The sequence below is a fragment of the Xanthomonas axonopodis genome, from assembly GCF_001304695.1.
GTDB lineage: Bacteria > Pseudomonadota > Gammaproteobacteria > Xanthomonadales > Xanthomonadaceae > Xanthomonas > Xanthomonas axonopodis.
The window spans coordinates 1-17900 of the sequence record NZ_JFAQ01000173.1; the positions used below are offsets into that span (position 1 = coordinate 1).

Annotated in this window: 14 protein-coding genes; 5 read left to right on the forward strand and 9 right to left on the reverse strand. The window is 65.8% G+C overall.

The window, feature by feature from the left end:
- Positions 1 to 341: 341 nt before the first annotated feature.
- Positions 342 to 977, reverse strand: coding sequence for a hypothetical protein (locus tag XAXN_RS15275; protein ID WP_054320178.1), 636 nt, complete (start codon positions 975 to 977; stop codon positions 342 to 344).
- A gap of 161 nt (positions 978 to 1138) precedes the next feature.
- Between XAXN_RS15275 and XAXN_RS15280 the strand changes: the two genes are divergently transcribed.
- Positions 1139 to 4882 (forward strand): indolepyruvate ferredoxin oxidoreductase family protein, encoded by a 3744-nt coding sequence (locus XAXN_RS15280; RefSeq protein WP_206416654.1) that lies wholly within the window; start codon positions 1139 to 1141, stop codon positions 4880 to 4882.
- Between the two features lie 286 nt (positions 4883 to 5168).
- On the opposite strand, the gene XAXN_RS15285 is transcribed toward XAXN_RS15280, so the two are convergent.
- From XAXN_RS15285 to egtB, 3 genes are read right to left on the reverse strand one after another with little or no spacing between them, the layout of a single operon-like run.
- A complete protein-coding gene (locus tag XAXN_RS15285; RefSeq protein ID WP_042820955.1) occupies positions 5169 to 5438 on the reverse strand; it encodes a DUF3253 domain-containing protein in 270 nt (89 codons plus the stop codon).
- Between the two features lie 15 nt (positions 5439 to 5453).
- Positions 5454 to 6440: an L-histidine N(alpha)-methyltransferase gene (gene egtD / locus XAXN_RS15290; RefSeq protein ID WP_054320180.1), complete on the reverse strand. Its 987-nt coding sequence runs from the start codon at positions 6438 to 6440 to the stop codon at positions 5454 to 5456.
- Positions 6437 to 7726 carry an ergothioneine biosynthesis protein EgtB gene (gene egtB, locus XAXN_RS15295; protein ID WP_054320181.1) on the reverse strand — a complete coding sequence of 430 codons (1290 nt, stop codon included), beginning with the start codon at positions 7724 to 7726 and terminating at the stop codon, positions 6437 to 6439. Before egtB ends, egtD begins: the two co-directional genes overlap by 4 nt.
- 65 nt (positions 7727 to 7791) lie before the next feature.
- Here egtB and XAXN_RS15300 point away from each other — a divergent pair, with 65 nt between their 5' ends.
- Complete coding sequence (locus XAXN_RS15300) at positions 7792 to 8973, forward strand: aminotransferase class V-fold PLP-dependent enzyme (protein ID WP_054320182.1); 1182 nt, start codon at positions 7792 to 7794, stop codon at positions 8971 to 8973.
- Between the two features lie 141 nt (positions 8974 to 9114).
- Here XAXN_RS15300 and XAXN_RS15305 read toward each other — a convergent pair whose 3' ends face one another.
- The 4 genes from XAXN_RS15305 to XAXN_RS15320 are packed head-to-tail and all read right to left on the reverse strand — an operon-like array spanning position 9115 to position 12958.
- The gene (locus XAXN_RS15305) at positions 9115 to 10587 is read right to left on the reverse strand and encodes an ABC transporter permease/substrate-binding protein (RefSeq protein ID WP_054320183.1); all 1473 of its coding nucleotides are present in this window, start codon (positions 10585 to 10587) and stop codon (positions 9115 to 9117) included.
- A complete protein-coding gene (locus XAXN_RS15310; RefSeq protein ID WP_054320189.1) occupies positions 10584 to 11321 on the reverse strand; it encodes an ATP-binding cassette domain-containing protein in 738 nt (245 codons plus the stop codon). Before XAXN_RS15310 ends, XAXN_RS15305 begins: the two co-directional genes overlap by 4 nt.
- Before the next feature lie 48 nt (positions 11322 to 11369).
- Complete coding sequence (locus XAXN_RS15315) at positions 11370 to 11765, reverse strand: EF-hand domain-containing protein (RefSeq protein ID WP_054320184.1); 396 nt, start codon at positions 11763 to 11765, stop codon at positions 11370 to 11372.
- Positions 11705 to 12958 carry a DesA family fatty acid desaturase gene (locus XAXN_RS15320; protein ID WP_425511787.1) on the reverse strand — a complete coding sequence of 418 codons (1254 nt, stop codon included), beginning with the start codon at positions 12956 to 12958 and terminating at the stop codon, positions 11705 to 11707. The genes XAXN_RS15315 and XAXN_RS15320 overlap by 61 nt, the downstream gene beginning before the upstream one ends.
- Positions 12959 to 13103: 145 nt before the next feature.
- Here XAXN_RS15320 and XAXN_RS15325 point away from each other — a divergent pair, with 145 nt between their 5' ends.
- Both XAXN_RS15325 and XAXN_RS15330 read left to right on the forward strand, forming a co-directional pair.
- Positions 13104 to 13949: an ABC transporter ATP-binding protein gene (locus tag XAXN_RS15325; protein ID WP_054320185.1), complete on the forward strand. Its 846-nt coding sequence runs from the start codon at positions 13104 to 13106 to the stop codon at positions 13947 to 13949.
- Positions 13950 to 14139: 190 nt separating this feature from the next.
- Entirely contained in the window at positions 14140 to 15147 is a 1008-nt protein-coding gene (locus XAXN_RS15330; protein ID WP_054320186.1) for a TIGR00266 family protein, read from the forward strand.
- Between the two features lie 26 nt (positions 15148 to 15173).
- Here the strand turns inward: XAXN_RS15330 and XAXN_RS15335 are convergent, their stop codons facing one another.
- On the reverse strand, positions 15174 to 16544 hold the full coding sequence (locus tag XAXN_RS15335) for an amidohydrolase (protein ID WP_054320187.1): 1371 nt from the start codon (positions 16542 to 16544) through the stop codon (positions 15174 to 15176).
- Between the two features lie 197 nt (positions 16545 to 16741).
- Here XAXN_RS15335 and XAXN_RS15340 point away from each other — a divergent pair, with 197 nt between their 5' ends.
- The gene (locus XAXN_RS15340) at positions 16742 to 17779 is read left to right on the forward strand and encodes a patatin-like phospholipase family protein (protein ID WP_054320188.1); all 1038 of its coding nucleotides are present in this window, start codon (positions 16742 to 16744) and stop codon (positions 17777 to 17779) included.
- Positions 17780 to 17900: the final 121 nt, after the last annotated feature.

The following is a 17900-nucleotide window of genomic DNA, read 5'->3' on the forward strand; positions in this document are numbered from 1 at the left end:
GTTGCCCACATGAAGCACAGAGGCCTCCCAACAGAGGCCTCGATCACCGGGATTGCCCTGAATGGGCAAAGCGATCTACGCGCCCCATCGTCTATGTGCATCCAACCTCCCGCGAAACGCGGGAACGGGGCTTGATCAGCGTTGCCCTAAGCCGTGATGGCGATCAGGCGCAGACCTGATCAGCCTTTCACTGAGCTAACGGAATCAACGTCAGACGTCGTGGTTTCAAGGAAGCGGCGGGCCGGCGCACCAGATGGCGCCCGGTTTATCGGCAAATGGCGGCAGCCCGTCGATCCACTCACCACCCGCGCCGCAGGAGCCCCCGCAGCGCGGCCAGGCACTTACGGAAACGCTGGCGGATTGGCCTGCCAGGCTGCGAAGATCTCGGCCTGGCTGGCGCGCTCTGCTTCACGCCATTCCGGCAACAGGCTGGCGTAGCTGGCGGTGCTGCTCCAACGGTCCGGCCAGGTGCGCACGGCTGCCGCATACCACTCGACCGCCTCCTGCGTGCGCCCGGCGCGCCAGAGCGCCAGTGCAGCCGTGGTTGGCAGCCATTCCGGCGTGGCCGGACGACCGTTGGCCAGGTTGGCCCATTGCTGCAGCGCCTTGTCGGGCTGGTCGGCACGCAGCAGGTCCCACCCATAGTTCCAGGTGATGGCCCGGTACTGCTGGCTGCCGTTGGAAACCAGTGCCAGCGCGCCCTGATACAACTCACCGCCCAACTGGGTGCGCCCACCGGCGTAGGCCAGCGCCGCCAACTGCGCGCGCGGATCGGCCGCGCGGGCGTCACGTTGCACCATCGCCGCCAGCCGGTCGACGACTGCATCGCCCTGGCCCTGTACGGCCACCACGGCCTTGGTGGTACCTCGGTCTTCGTCGAAATAGAACTCCTTGGGCTTGGGCAAGCTCTGCGCCTGCGCCAACGACCACACCCCTCCGAGCAGAGCCAGAGCGGCCCACGCGTATTTCCTTTTCACTGTGTTTTCCCCTGACAGCAAACGCCCCCCTCCCATCCCCCCATGCTACCCACAGCGCGTCGGCTGCGCATCCGCACAGGGACAGGTGCGGAAAAGCTGACTGTTACACTTCGCACCGCCGTTTTGGAATCCGTCGGGTGCGTCAGATAGTTTCAAATGACATGCACCGGGGCCCAGCCACCCTTTCCGGGCACGCCATGACCAGTACTGCTGCGCTTTCTTCTCCCGACTCTGCCAACACGCCGGAGCTCGGCCGGGTGGATGCGGACTACACGCTGGACCACAAGTACACGCGCACCGATGGGCGCATCTACCTGTCCGGTGTGCAGGCACTGGTGCGGCTACCGCTGCTGCAGCGCCTGCGCGATGACGCCGCCGGGCTCAATACCGCCGGCTTCATCAGTGGCTACCGCGGCAGCCCGCTAGGCGGGCTGGACCTGGAACTGTGGCGGGCGCGCAAACACCTGGACGCGGCCAAGGTCACCTTCACTCCAGGCCTGAACGAGGACCTTGCCGCCACCATGGTGTGGGGCACCCAGCAGACCAACCTGTTCCCCGGCGCGAAAGTGCAGGGCGTTTACGGCATGTGGTACGGCAAGGGGCCGGGCGTGGACCGCAGCGGCGACGTGTTCAAGCACGGCAATGCCGCCGGCACTTCGCCGTTTGGCGGCGTGCTGGCGCTGGCCGCCGACGACCATGCCTGCCGCAGCTCGACCCTGCCGCACGGGTCGGAAGACGAATTCGTCAGCGCGATGATGCCCATCCTCAACCCGGCCGGGGTGCAGGACATTCTGGAGATGGGCCTGCTGGGCTGGGCGATGAGCCGCTACACCGGGCGCTGGATCGGCTTCAAGACGATTGCCGAAACGGTGGAATCGTCCGCCTCGGTGGATGTGGACCCGTTCGCACGCACCATCGTGCTGCCAGAAGATTTCGCGCTACCGCCAGGCGGTTTGAGCATCCGCTGGCCGGACCCGCCGGTGGATCAGGAGATGCGCCTGCATCGCTATGCGATTGCCGCCGCGCAGGCCTTTGCGCGCGCAAACCGCATCGACAAGGTGGTGCTGGATTCGCCGCACGCACGCTTGGGCATCGTCACCACCGGCAAGAGCTACCTGGACGTGCTGCAGGCGCTGGAATACCTGGGCCTGGATGCGCAGGCCTGCGCGCAGATCGGTATCCGCGTCTACAAGGTCGGCATGACCTGGCCGCTGGAGCCGGTGGGGATCAGCGCGTTCGCGCAGGGGCTTGAAGATATTTTGGTGGTGGAAGAGAAAAAGGCCTTCATCGAGCGCCAGATGAAGGAGCTGTTCTACAACTGGCCGGCCAGCGCCGGTGCGAGGCCGAGCATTGTCGGCAAGTACGATGAGCAGGGCGCGTGGATTCTGCCGTCCACCGGCGAACTGACACCGGCCACCATCGCGGCGGTGATCGGCAGGCGCATCCTGCGCCTGCTGCAATCGAGCACGATCAATACCGATTCGATCCAGCAGCGGCTGCGCTGGATGGACGCCAAGGAAGCGGAAATGGCCTTGCCGCGCGCGCAATTCCCGCGCGTGCCGCATTACTGCTCCGGCTGCCCGCACAACACCTCCACCGCCGTGCCGGAAGGCTCGCGCGCGCTGGGCGGCATCGGTTGCCACTACATGGTGACCTGGATGAACCGCGCCACCGACACCTTCACCCATATGGGCGGCGAAGGCGTCACATGGTCGGGGCAGGCGCCGTTTACCGACACCCCGCACGTGTTCCAGAACCTGGGCGATGGCACGTATTTCCATAGCGGCTCGCTTGCGATCCGGCAGTCGGTCGCCACCGGCGTCAACATCACCTACAAGATCCTCTACAACGATGCGGTGGCGATGACCGGCGGCCAGCCGGTGGACGGCACGCTCACCGTGCCGGACATCGCGCATCAGCTGCGCGCCGAAGGCATCCATGAAATTGCGGTGGTCAGCGACGACATCGGCAAATGGACGCGGCGACGCGACCTGTTTCCTGCCGAGGTCGCGTTTCACGATCGTGGTGAGCTGGATGCCGTGCAGCAGCACCTGCGCACGGTCAAGGGCGTGTCGATCCTAATCTTCGACCAGACCTGCGCCACCGAAAAGCGCCGCCGTCGCAAGCGCGGCAAGCTGATCGATCCGCGCAAGCGGGTGATGATCAATTCGCTGGTGTGCGAAGGCTGCGGCGATTGCGGCGAGAAAAGTTTTTGCGTGTCGGTGTTGCCGAAGGAAACCGAATTCGGGCGCAAGCGCCAGATCGACCAATCCAACTGCAACAAGGATTATTCCTGCATCTCGGGCTTTTGCCCGAGCTTTGTCACCGTGCATGGCGGTGCGCCGCGCAAGGGCAAGCGGCGCGACGCCAGCACGCTGCTGGACACGCTTCCCGAGCCGCCCAAGCGCACCGCGCTGGAACGGCCCTGGAATATCCTGATCACCGGCGTCGGCGGCACCGGCGTGGTGACCATCGGCGCGCTGCTGGGCATGGCCGGACATCTGGAAGGCAAGGGCGCCACGGTGCTGGACCAGACCGGCCTGGCGCAAAAGGGCGGCGCGGTGACCACGCATATCCGCATCGCACGCCGGCCCGCCGACATCCACGCCGTGCGCATCGTGGCAGGCGAAGCAGACCTGGTGCTGGGCTGCGACATGGTGGTGGTCAACGATTATTGGGCGCTGTCCAAAGTACGCGATGGCCGCACTCAGGTGGTGCTCAACACCTACGAAGCCATGCCGGGCACATTCACCACGCAGCCGGATCTGCAGTTTCCCGCTGCCGAGATCATCGCCGGTGTGCGCACTGCGCTCGGTGGCCAGGAACCGTTGTTGCTGGATGCCACGCAGTTGGCCACCGCTCTGCTGGGCGACGCCATCGCCAGCAATCTGTTCGTGCTCGGCTACGCATGGCAGCACGGATTGGTGCCGCTGTCGCATGCGGCGCTGATGCGCGCGATCGAACTCAATGGTGCCGCCGTTGCGATGAATCAGCAGGCGTTCGCCTGGGGGCGTCTGGCGGCGATCGATCTGCCGGCGGTGCAACGCGCTGCGGGTCTGGCCGATGCCGACGCGCCTGCACATCCGCATGGCGAGACACCGTCTGCACGCGGACCAGGCAGCTGGGAAGAGCACGACCTCAGCGGCCAGGGCGCACCGCGCGCGCTGGCACAGACCGATGGCAGCACGCTGCATGGCGAGGTCGCTGCACCGGCCACGCCGCTCGACGACGAGCAGTTGGCGCACTCGCTGGACGAGGCCATCGCGCGACGCGTCGCGTTCCTGACCGACTACCAGGATGCCGCCTACGCGCAACGTTATCGCAGCCTGGTCGAGCGCGTACGCACGCACGAGCTGCAGCGCGTGCCCGGCAGCAGCGCACTGACCGAGGCGGTGGCCCGTTACGCCTTCAAGCTGAGGGCCTACAAGGACGAATACGAGGTGGCGCGGCTGTATACGCGTGGCGATTTCCAGCGCCGGTTGCAGCAGCAGTTCGAGGGCGACTACACGCTGCGCTTCCATCTGGCGCCGCCGTTGCTGGCAAAAAAGGACGCGCACGGCAACCTGATCAAACGCGAGTACGGGCCGTGGATGTTCACCGCCTTCAAGCTGCTGGCGCGGTTGAAGTTCCTGCGTGGCGGCAAGCTCGACGTCTTCGGCTACAGCGCAGAACGGCGTGGCGAGCGTCAGCTGATTGCCGATTACAGTGCAACCGTGGACATGCTGCTGGAACGGCTGGATGCCGATAACGTTGGGTTGGCCGCGCAGATCGCAAGCATTCCGGAACACATTCGCGGCTATGGCCACGTCAAGCATGCGCATCTGCAGGAAGCCAAGGCACGCGAAGCGGCGCTGCTGGCGCAGTGGTGCAATCCCAAGGCGTTACATGTGGTGCAGGCGGCCTGAGGCAGCGCTCAACATCGTTTTAGCGGGGACGGCTGCGAGGTCCTTTGGCGTGGACACAGCACCAGTCAGTTGGTTGGCTGCTTTATTCAAGACCATGTGCATCTATCGACCATCTCGACTGAACCTCGCAGCTGTCGCGAAGACCTCGAGGGCGCGATGCCCTTACCGCTCGCGGGACACGCCGTAAACCCGTCCATGGGAGCTCGGTAGGCAAAGGCCGAGATGATCCGATCAGCAATACACCAGCATGACGTCGTCAATGACCACTCTTATACGCAGGCCAACCTCAATCGAACTGCGGCCCGCGCCTCAGCCGAATCGGTCCGCGAACATCGGGCAGTTGCACCGTTCTGCCTTGCTGGGTGACGCGCACGACACCAGCGCATGCGGCAGCTGCGGCCACCGCGCGCACCTGCGGCATCAAGGCACGCCACACCGCCGCGTCATCGCTCAAGGCGCGCGCCACTTCTGAGGGACAGATCGATTGCTCGGGCCGACGTTGCGCAAGCAAGTGCCGCATGACCGCTGCAATCTGCGCATCATCGGGCGGCTGCATGCCTGGCCCGCAGGATCACACTGGGCGCAGCAGGCGCAGGCCGAACCAATCCTTGGCATCGTTCCAGCCGTGAGTGACCTTGAGCCCGGCTGCGGCAGCCAGTTCGGCAAAGCGCGCGTCGGTGTATTTGCAGCTGTATTCGACCTGAATCGCTTCGCCTTCGGCAAATTCCACGTCCTTGCCGCCGACCCGCACGCGCTGCGCGCGTTGGCTGATCAGGAAGGTTTCGATGCGGCCGCGCTCACGGACATACACCGCGTGGTGACGGAAGCCGTCCAGATCGAAATCGCTCCCGATCTCGCGGTTGAGCCGCGCCAGCAGATTCAGCGTGAACTCGGCGGTGACGCCGGCGGCGTCGTTGTAGGCCGCTTCGATCAGCCCGGCGTCCTTGTCCAGATCGATACCGATCAGGGCGCAACCGTCGCTACCCATGGTCTGGCGCATCGCGTCCAGCAATTCGATCGCGGCAGCATCGGCGAAATTGCCGAGCGTCGAGCCGGGGAAGAACACCACGTGCCGCCGCGCCGGGCGCTGCGCATCGGGCAGGCGCAGCGGCTTGGTGAAGTCGGTGCACACCGGCAGCATCTGGATCTGCGGAAATTGCTGGGCCAGCCGCGCGGTGCTTTCCAGCAGCGCGGTCCGGGAGATTTCCAGCGGCGTGTAGGCCACCACATCGCGCAGGCCCTGCAGCAGCAACTCAGTCTTGCGGCCGCTGCCGCTGCCGTATTCGACCATATGCACGCCAGCGCCGATCGCCTGTGCGATCGAGCCCATGCTCGCTTCCAGCAAACTCAGCTCGGTCCTGGTGAGGTAATACTCCGGCTGCTGCGTAATGGCTTCGAACAGTTGCGAGCCGCGCGCATCGTAGAAATATTTCGACGGCAGCGTCTTGGGCGTTTGCGACAGACCCGCCAAGGCATCGGCGGTGATGTCGTCCGGCTGCGGGCGCAGATCGGTCAGCGCGGCGTGCGCGCGTTGCATGGCATGGGCGGCGGCGTTCAAGGCAGATCCTTGGCAAGGCGCACGCCGGCAAATTGCCAACGCGCATCGGAGGGGAAAAAGTTGCGGTAACTGGCACGCAGGTGGCTGGCCGGGCTGGCGCAACTGCCACCACGCAGGACCCATTGCGCATTCATGAATTTGCCGTTGTATTCACCCAGCGATCCGGGCCACGGGGTAAAGCCTGGATACGGCAGATACGCGCTGCCGGTCCACTCCCAGACATCGCCGAACAGCTGCTGGATACCGGTGTCCACGGCTTCGGCGCCACGCGGATGCAACGCATCGGTGTCGACAAAATTGCCGTGTACCGGCACGCCGGTCGCGGCCTGCTCCCACTCGGCTTCGGTGGGAAGGCGCGCACCGGCCCAGCGCGCGAACGCATCGGCTTCGAACAGGCTCAGGTGGCAGGCCGGCGCATGCGGATCGCGCGTGCGCCAACCGTCCAGCGTGAACTCGCGGCCATCGGCATCCCAATACAAGGGATGCTGCCAACCTTGCGCCTGCACCGTCGCCCAGCCATCGCTGAGCCAGGCACCGGCGCTGCGGTAACCACCGGCATCGATGAATTGCTGGAACTCGCCATTGGTGACCACACGGTTTGCCAACGCATGTGCACCGACCAGCACGCGATGACGCGGCGATTCGTTGTCGTAGGCGAAGCTGTCGGCTTGTGGCCATGCGGGCGCGCCAATCTGGACGATCTGCTCGTCGCGCGCATGCCAGCGCAACGGGCTGGCGACGGCCGCAGGGGACGTGGGCAGGTCACGGTAGACCGGCTGCAACGGATTGCTCCACAGCGCGTGTTTGATATCGGTCAGCAGTAACTCCTGGTGTTGCTGCTCGTGCTGGATGCCGAGCTGCACGACAGTGCAGGCCTGCGCATCGAGCAAGCCTTCGCGCAAGCGCTGCTGCATCTGCATATCGACCGCAGCACGGTAGTCGCGTACATGCTGCAACGAGGGGCGCGACAGCACGCCGCGGCGGGCCCGCGCATGCATCGGCCCCACGCTCTGGTAGTAGCTATTGAACAGGAAATCCCAGGCCGGCTCGAACACGCGATACGCCGGATCGGCCTGCAGCACGAAGCGTTCGAAAAACCAGGTGGTGTGCGCCAGATGCCATTTGCTGGGGCTGGCATCCGGCATGCTCTGCACCATCGCGTCTTCGGCGCTCAGGGGTGCGGCAAGACGGTCGCTCAGCGCGCGGGTCTGCGAGTAGCGATCCAGCAGCGTCAACTGCTGTTGCTGGCGGTGGCCCAGCAGAGGAGAGAGTGCAGACATCGCTATATGCTTGGGTAGCGCCCGTTAACGTGCCGTGTCGGCAGCGTGGCAGCCAGCGGTAAGCTGTGGGCATGACTCCGCCTTCTCTGTCCAGCACGCTTGCTGCGCCCCTCGATTGGAACCAGCGCCATCAGGCATTTGCGCTGCCTTCCGGGGTCATCTATCTGGATGCAGCGTCGCGTGGTCCGTTGTTGCGCGCCGTACAGACGGTGGCGCATCACGCGGTGGATGCGATGGCCGCACCGTGGCGGTTGCCATTCGATACCTGGTTACAGCAGATCGAGCATTTGCGCGGGCTTGCGGCCGCGCTCTTGGACGGCGATGCCGATGCGGTGGCCATGGTGCCGTCGGCCGCGCACGGGCTGGCCACGGCCGCGCGCAACCTGCCCTTGCAAGCCGGCGACGCAGTGCTGGTGCTGGAAGGACAATTTCCTTCCAATCTGTTGATCTGGCAGCGCCGCTGTGCAGAAGCCAATGCGCATCTTGTGGGGGTGCCCACGACCGCTGGCGGCAGCTTGACCGATGCGGTGCTGCAGACCATTGCCGACACGCCTGCACTGCGGATTGCGAGCTTGCCGCAGGCGTACTGGCTGGACGGGCGAATGCTGGATCTGGACCGCATCAGTGCCGCCGTGCGGACACGCGGGGCGGCCCTGGTGCTGGACCTGAGCCAGAGCCTGGGGGTGTTGCCGCCCGATCTGCCACGCTGGCAACCAGATTTCGTGGTCAGCGTCGGGCACAAATGGTTGCTCGGGCCGATGGGATTGGCGTGGCTGTGGGTGGCACCGCAGTGGCGTGCGCACGGGGTGCCGATCGAGGAACACTGGATCGGCCGCGATGCGGGCAGCAGTTGGGAATTTCCGATTGCCACTGCGCCGCACTATCGCAGCGGTGCGCGGCGATTCGATGCCGGCGGCGTGACCGATCCGTTGCGGATCGCAATGGCCACGGTGGCATTGCAGCAGATCAACGCGTGGCAGCCGGCGCGCATCGCGGCCGCATTGGGCAAGTTGACCGCGCAATGGGACACGGCCTTGCAAGCGCGCGGTCTGGGCAACTGGTGCACGCCTGGTCACGCAGCGCATCTCACCGCTCTGCAGCCATCGGCAGATACGCTGGACGCAGTGGCGACAACCCTCAACACGCTCGGCGTGATCTGTCCCCGGCGGCACGGGCGTCTACGGATTGCGCCGCATTTGAGCGTCACCGAACACGCGCTGTCGCGGGTGATTGAGGCGCTGCCAGGCGCATGAAACGGCACGCAGGTGCGTGTAGGAGCAGACCTGGCTGCGCCATGGCGCATCGGGAATGCCGCATCGCGGCCAGTCCGCTCAGACGCATTGATGTGGTCGTGAACCGCATTGGCGTAGCCGTGAACAGGCTTGCACTGCCGCTCAACCGCGCTGGCTGATCCGCAAGCCACGCGGCGTTGCCCAACGCTCCAGTCCTTCGAACAGGGCCTGCACCAGCAGGGCAAGCACGGCGGCGGGAATGGCGCCTTCCAAGATCAGGCCGATATCGTCCAGGCGGATGCCGGTGAGAATCGGTTGGCCGTAGCCGCCCGCACCGATCAGCGCGCCCAGCGTGGCGGTGCCCACGTTGATCACCGCCGCGGTCTGGATGCCGGCCACGATCGTGCGGCGGGCCAGCGGCAGTTCCACCCGCCACAGGCGTGTCCACGCGGGCAATCCGATGGCGTGCGCAGTCTGGCGCAGTTCGCGTGGGATCGAGGTCAGCCCGGCGTGGGTATTGCGCACGATCGGCAGCAGGCTATACAAAAACAGCGCGGCAATCGCTGGCTTGGCACCGATGCCGAACAGCGGAATCATGAAGACGAACACGGCCAGCGACGGCAGCGTCTGCAGCACACCGGTCAACGACAACACCACCTGCCCCAGACGCGGACGCCGCGCTGCCAACACGCCCAGCGGCAACGCAAGCAGCAACGCAAGACCCAGCGAGATGCCGACCAACGCCAGATGCTCGCGTGTATGCCGCAGCAAACGCTCCACACGCGAGTCCGCTTCCGATGCCGGTGTCACGCCCAACCAGCGCGCCGCAACCGCTGCTTCGGACTGCCGCTCCCGTTTGACCTGTGCATTGAGCCGCTGCATGGTGGCTTCGTCGATGCGGCCTTGCAGCCCCCGCAATGCCTGCAGCATCGCCGGCGCGCGTTGCGCCAGATCCTTGCGATATACAAAAATCACCTGGTAGTCTGGGAAATAGTGGCGGTCGTCGCGCAGCACCTGCAACTGGTAGTACGGAATTTCTGCATCGGTGCTGTACAGATCGGTGACGTCGATGGCGCCGCTCTGCAACGCGCGATAGGCCAGGTCGTGATCCAGCCCGGTCGCGGCCTGCGGCAGCACGTATGCGGCACTCACGCCTGGCCAGCCATCGGCCCGCTGCATGAATTCATTGCTCAGACCGATCTTGAGGGCGGGATGCCGTGCAAGATCCGACAACGAGACGATGCCCAACGCCTGCGCACGTTCGCGCTTCATTCCGAAGGCGTAGGTGTTCTGGAACCCCAGCGAATCGGTCATCGCCAGCCCACGCGCGTCCAGCGCCGCGCGCAGGTCGGCCTGGCTGGCGGCGGGCATGTGCAGCAATTCCTGCGCCAGCGTACCGGTGTATTCGGCATAGGCGTCGATCTGCCCGGTTTCCAGCGCGCGCCACAGGATGCGCGTGCCACCGAGCTGCGCGCGGTGCTGCACGACCATACCCTCGCGCTTGCCGGCAGCGGTGGCGATTTCGCCAAGAATTACCGCTTCGGTGAAGTTCTTCGAACCGATGGCGACCTGCGCGGCCTGCGCGGCGACACTGCAGATCAGCAACACCGCAGCGATGAGCGCACGCGCCATCATGCGGCATCGCCAATGCTGCGCTGGGCAGTGAGAAAGCGCTGCACGAACGCATCGGCCGGCTGCTCCAGCAGCTCGCGCGCAGTGCCTTGCTGCACGATGCGGCCGGCACGCATCAGCACCAGGTGGTCGGCCAGATAGGCCGCTTCGGCCACGTCGTGCGTCACCAGCACCACGGTCTTGCCCAACTGCGCGAAGAGTTCGCGCATCTGCGCCTGCAAGTCGTAGCGCACGATGGGATCGAGCGCGCCGAGGGGTTCGTCCAGCAGCAAGGCCGGCGGGTCCAGCATCAATGCACGAATCAGCCCCACGCGCTGGCGTTGGCCGCCGGAGAGCTCGGCCGGGTAGCGCGCCAGCAAGTCCGTTGGCAATTGGCACAGGGCGCACAAGGCATCCAGACGCGCATCGATGCGCTCCCGCGTCCAGCCCAGCGTCTGCGCCAGCAAGCTCACGTTCCTGCGCGCATCCAGATGCGGAAACAAGCCGCCCTCCTGGATGACGTAGCCGATGCGTTGCCGTTGCGCCTGCAGGTGGGCGCGCTGCAACGGCGTGCCATCGAAGGCGACCTTGCCGCTGTCGGGCCACTCCAGCCCGACCAGCATGCGCAGCACGGTGGATTTGCCGGCGCCGCTAGGGCCGATCAATGCGGTCGTGATGCCGCTGGCGACATCGAGGCTGACCGCGTCCAGTGCGATGGCCTGGCCGTAGCGGCGGCTGACTTGGTCGAGAGTGAACATGCAGCCGAGCTTGCCGAACGCAGCGTCAGCCACGCGCGAAGGTGTGCATCAGCGTGGCGGCGCCAGCAATTCGCGTGCACTCAGGTAGCCGTCGCCATTGGCGTCCTGCCGCGCGAAGCGCGCGATCAGGGTGGCGCGATGCGCTGCGCGGGTGATCGGCTTGCCACGGCGACCAGGCAGTTCATCGCCTTGCAGCACGCCATCGTGATCGGTATCGCGTTGGTCGAAGGCGTAGCTCATCCAGGCCAGATATTCGTCCAGGCTCACCCGCCCATCGCCATCGGTATCCATGCGCTGCAGATATTGCTGGCTGTCCTGGACCTGGGCCTGCGCGGCAAGCGCCGGCAGCGAAACAAACCCCACGACCAGCAAGGCCCGCGCGATCACACCACGCGCCTGATGTACACGCACCCCAGCGCGCCTGCCGCCGGCGTTACGCACCACTCGGGATACCCCTTGAGCCGCGCCGCATACGCCTGCAACGCGGCATTGCCGCTGGCCTCGGCCTCATGGCACCACTGCTGCAATTGCCGGAGCCGTTCGGACGCATCGTGGCTGCGCGCTTCCAGCACCGCCGTCAGCCGCGCACGGTACTCGACCAGCGCGCGCATGCGCGGGCGCTGCGCCACCCATGCCTGCAACTGTGCACGCGCATCCGGCTTGAGCCAGCGGCCGTCGTCGACCAGGCCCTTGCGCAGGCGGCGCGGCAGCAACTCGCGCAGCTTGGCGCCGGTGGCGGCCGCCTCTTCGCGCAACGTCGGCTTGAGCACGTTGCGCTGGTAGTCGGTCATGGCCTGGAACCGGTGCGACAGCAGCGCCTTGAGCGTATCGGCATCGGGCACGGTGATATTGGGGCGAATATCCAGTGACGGTGCCACCCGCAATACCTTGGCAAGGCCCAATGCCTGCAACCCGCGAATCGCGACCCAGCCGATGTCCAGCTCCCAACGCCGCATCGAAAACCGTGCCGAACTCGGGAAGGCATGATGGTTGTTATGCAATTCTTCGCCGCCGATCCACAGCGCCCACGGTGTGAGGTTGGTGGAGGTGTCGGCCGACTCGAACTTGCGATAGCCCCACCAGTGGCCCAGACCATTGACCACACCCGCTGCCCAGAACGGAATCCACGCCATCTGGATCGCCCACAACGCAATCCCCGACAATCCGAACAACACCGAATTGATCACCAGCAACGCCATCGGGCCTGCATTGGCATGCGGCGTGTACAGATGCCGCTCGATCCAGTCGCTGGGCGCGCCCTTGCCGTACTGTTCGATATCGGCGCGCTGCGTCCGTGCCTGGCGGCACAACTCCACACCGCGCCAGAACACCTGCGCAATGCCCTTGGTCCGCGGACTGTGCGGGTCTTCCTCGGTCTCGACCTTGGCGTGATGCTTGCGATGGATCGCCACCCATTCGCGGGTGATCATCGAGGTGGTCAACCAAGTCCAGAAGCGGAAGAAATGCGCGATGGCCGGATGGAAATCCACGCCGCGATGCGCCTGGCTGCGATGCAGGTACAAGGTCACTGCAAAGATGGTGAGCTGGGTGAAGACCAGCAGCACCGCCAGCATGCCCCACACGCCCAGCCCTGCCACGCCGGAGGTCAGAAGGTCGATGATCGGGTCGGACAACATCGGCATCTCCACAGCAGCGCTCCCCATTTGATGCAGACATGATGGGGGCGATCGTGGCAAACTTCACCCTTCGGCTGCGTAGGGTTGCACCTACATTTCTAAAGCGGTTCAGACCCCTTCCCCACTTCTGCCTGCTGTCACCCGTATGACTGTTGCCACCGAAAATGCTGCTATTTCCACTGCTGTTGCCAACGCCACCCCGCTGATCGAACTCGACCAGGCCAGTGTGATGCGCGGCCAGGTGCGGGTGCTGCGTGCGCTGTGTCTACGCATCGCGCTGGGGCAGCACACCGCAATCCTGGGGCCCAACGGCTGCGGCAAATCCTCCTTCATCAAACTGATCACGCGCGAGCTGTACCCGCTGGCGCGCGCCGACGGCCAGCCCGCAGTGAAGGTGCTGGGACAAACGCGCTGGCAGGTGGATCGCCTGCGCTCGCAATTGGGCATCGTCACCGGCGATCTGAGCGTCAATCTGGCCGACATGCCCGGGCTGGACGTGGAAAGTGCGGTGCTATCGGGATTCTTCGCCAGCTACGTGGTGCCGCCGCATCGCGAGATCAGCGACGACATGCGCGCACGCGCGCGCGAAGCGCTGGCGCTGGCGCGCGCATTGCCGCTGGTGGACCGGCAATTTGCCGAATTGTCGGCCGGCGAAACCCGGCGGGTGCTGATTGCGCGTGCGCTGGTCAATCGCCCGCAGGCCTTGCTGCTGGACGAGCCGTCCACCGGGCTGGATCTGGTGGCACGCCAGCACCTGCTCGAGACGATGCGGCACCTGGCCCGGCAAGGCATCACGCTGGTGCTGGTGACCCATCACATCGAAGAAATCGTGCCGGAGATCGAACGGGTGATCCTGCTGCGCGCCGGCAAGGTGGTGGCCGATGGCACGCGTGAGGCGCTGCTCACCGATGCCAGCCTGTCGGCCGTGTTCGACGGCCCGGTGCGGGTGCAGCGCGATGGCGAACGCTGTTGGGCAACAGTGGGCGAGTAAGGGCCACCTCACCCGCAGGCCGTGTCCTTGCGCGAGCTGCCGACGACGCTCGGCATCGCAATGGCGAAGCGCTCCGGACGGGCGCACCACCGCGTCACAACCACGCTTTCCAGACATGACCTTGGACACGGGACGCCGCCGCAGCGGTTGCGCTTAGACTCGCCGCACACATAGAACAGGAGTCGTCCCGATGGCCCAGTGGTATTTCCATAACCCCGGACAGGCCGACCGTCTCGGCCCGCTCGACGATGCCAGCGCCCGCGCGCATGCGCAGCGCCACCCCGATGCGCTGGCCTGGCGCGACGGGCTCGATGGCTGGACCCCGGCCCGTCAGCTGGCCGAGCTGCAGGGCGGCGGTAGTGCACCGCCGCCGTTGACCGGCATGAGCACACGCGCGGATGAAATCGACTATCGCATCGTCGGCAACGACATGCAGTTTGTCGAAGTCGAGCTGGACCCTGGCGAAAGCGCCGTCTCCGAGGCCGGTGCGCTGATGTACAAGGACGCGGCGGTGCAGATGGACACCGTGTTCGGCGATGGCTCGCATGCCGGTCAAAGTGGTGGCGGGCTGATGGGCAAGCTGCTGTCGGCCGGCAAGCGCGTGGTCACCGGCGAAAGCATGTTCACCACCGTGTTCACCCATGCCGGCAGCGGCAAGGCCAAGGTCGCCTTCGCCGCGCCCTATCCTGGCACGGTGCTGGCGTTGCGTCTGTCCGAGCACGGCGGCCAGCTGATCTGCCAGAAAGACAGCTTTTTGGCCGGCGCGCGCGGGGTGTCGTTGGGCATCGCCTTCCAGCGCAAGATCCTCACCGGCCTGTTCGGCGGCGAGGGCTTCATCATGCAGAAGCTCGAAGGCGACGGCTGGGTGTTCGTGCATGCCGGCGGCACGGTCGTCGAACGCGAGCTGGGCCCGGGCGAGCGCATCGACGTGGATACCGGCTGCGTGGTGGCCTATCACGCCGGCGTGGACATGGACGTGCGCCGCGTCGCCGGCCTGAAGAGCATGTTCTTCGGTGGCGAAGGCGTGTTCCTGGCCACCCTCACCGGCCCGGGCAAGGTCTGGCTGCAATCGCTGCCGTTCTCGCGCATGGCCGGCCGCATGCTGCAGGCCGCCCCGCAAGGCGGTGGTCAGCAACGTGGCGAAGGCTCGGTGCTGGGCAGCCTGGGCCGCTTGCTCGATGGCGATAACAAGTTCTGACCGCCATCACGTGCGACCGCACCGGATCAGGATGGCGGCGGCATCACGTTCATCACCGCCAGCGTCATCGCTTCCACGCCGGTCCGGATGCTTGGTTGCGGCACCGGTGCGAAGTCCGGCGAATGGTTTACAGGAATGCGCTCGCCGGTTTGCCTGGCCTGCTGCAGCCACTGCGGATCGAGTCCGCCGATGCTGAAGTAGAACGAAGGCACGCCAGCGGCGATGAAGGAAGAATAGTCTTCGCTGGCCGCACTCGGTTCGCGCTGGCGCTGGGCATTGGCCCCGAATGCCTGCGTGAACACCTCACCGGTGCGCTCGGCCAGCGCTGCGTCGTTGATCACCGCCCTGGACCGGTGCTCGCCCAGGGCGATCTGCGGTATCGGCGCACCGGCCATCTGCGCACTCGCCAGCGCGGTGCGGCGTACGCCGTCGAGCAGCTTTTCGCGCACCTGCGCGTCATTACTGCGGATGGTGCCGCGCAGCTGCGCGCGGTCGGGGATGACGTTGCCGGCAGTGCCGGCGTTGAACGCGCCGATGCTGACCACACCAAACGCATAGGGGTCCTTTTCGCGGCTGATCACGCTCTGCACGTCGACCACGAAACGAGCAGCGATGAGGACCGGATCGATCGTGGCTGCCGGCATTGCACCGTGCCCGCCCTTGCCTTCGAACACCACTTGCAGCGTATCGGAATTGGAGGTCACAGCACCGGACTTGTAGGACACCTGGCCATAGGCGTCCGGTCCGACATGCAGCGCGAAACCATAGTCGGGCTGACCGAATCGAGCGAACAGGCCGTCGTCGAGCATCGCCTGTGCGCCGCGGCCTTTTTCCTCTGCCGGTTGGCCAATGAACATCAGCGTGCCGCGCCACTGCGTGCGCAACTGCAACAAGGTCTTGGCCGTACCGACCCAGACCGCCATGTGAATGTCGTGGCCACAGCTGTGTGCGACGTACGTATCGCGGTCCTTGGACTGCAGGTGCACGCGGCTGGCGTACGCCAGGCCGGTTGTTTCGCGCATCGGCAACGCATCCAGCTCGGTGCGCACCATGACCGTGGGTCCGGGGCCATTTCGGTAGATCGCCACCAGTCCGGTCCGGCCGATGCCCTCGTTGACCTGGAAGCCCAGCGCGCGCATTTCCTTCGCCAACCGGTGCGCGGTCGCAGTTTCCTCGAATCCGAGTTCCGGATGCTGGTGCACGGCTCGGTAGAGGGCTTCCAACTGTGGATAGGTTTGATCGAGCACGCCATCAATCTGTCGCTTGACCGCGACCGCATCCAGCGCATGGCAGGGCACTGCGGCCAACAGCAGGAGCAGCGCCAGCGCGCGCGATGACGCCTGCGCCAGGAGGCGTTCGGCGAAGTGACTGCGAGGTGTCTGGTCGTCGGAGTTCATGCCGCCACTCTACCGAACATGCAGCCGGCCAGCTAGCGAACATGCAGCCGGCCAGCGCAGGCCTGCGTCGCAGGGACCGGCGCCTTAGCACACAGTTGGGCGCAATGGATGCCTGCTCCCCTCGTTGATTCAGACCGGCGGCCGGAGCAGCTGCCTGTATGCTGCTTCGCCATCACATACACCCGTGCAAGCACACCATGATCGCTTTTCCCAGCTCGCGTCTCCTGCTGTCCCTGCCCCTGGCCTGCTTGCTCAGCGCCTGCGGGGGCGAGCCGCGCCCGGCGACACCGGCGCCGGTGGTGCAGGCGCCTTCGGCCGCAGCCCCCAAGCCCATCAAGATCGGCGTGGCGCTCGGTGGCGGTGCGGCCAAGGGCTTTGCGCATATCGGGGTGATCAAGATGCTCGAGGCCAACGGCTTCGCACCGGTGGTGGTGTCCGGCACCAGCGCCGGCAGCGTGGTGGGCGCGTTGTATGCCAGCGGCATGGATGCGTTCCAAATGCAGGAAAAGGCCGTCGCGCTCGACCAGACCAGCATCCGCGATATGCGTTTGTTTTCCGGTGGGCTGGTGCAAGGCCAGAAACTGCAGGACTACGTCAACGAACAGCTGGGAGGCAAGCCGATCGAAAAATTGCGCAAGCCGTTCGCGGCGGTCGCCACGCGGCTGGAAGATGGCGAACGCACCGTGTTCGTGCGCGGCAATGCCGGCCAGGCGGTGCGCGCGTCCAGCAGCATTCCCGGCGTGTTCGAGCCGATGACCATCGGTCAATATCACTTTGTCGACGGTGGCGTGGTCAGCCCGGTGCCGGTGGATGCGGCGCGCCAGCTGGGTGCCGAATTCGTGGTGGCGGTAGATATTTCCAGCAAGGCCAGCGGCAAGAACCCGGGGGACCTGCTGGGCACGGTGAACCAGTCGATCTCGATCATGGGCCAACGCCTGGGCGAGGCCGAACTCAAACGTGCCGACGTGGTCATTCGCCCCAAGGTCAACGATATCGGCTCGGCCGATTTCAACCAGCGTGGTGCGGCGATCCTCGAAGGCGAGCGCGCCGCGATGGCGGTGATGCCGCAGATTCGCGCCAAGATTGCGCAACTGCAGGCCGCGCGCAGCAGCGCAACACGGACCGCCGCCGATCAGGCCAAAGCGGCCAGGCAACAGGCGTACGAGCGCTGCCTGGAACAACGCTCGCGGTGGGAAAAACTGCGCGGCAAGGACGAGGCCTGCGTCGCACCGTGATGCGGCTGCGCTGAGCTGGAGGAATGGAGTGGCGGCCGGAAGCGGCCGTGGTCGGGGCACGCGTGCACGCGAGGACTCCGCCGGTGATGCCTGTCGCGCGCGCGCCTGCCGGCCAGGCGCG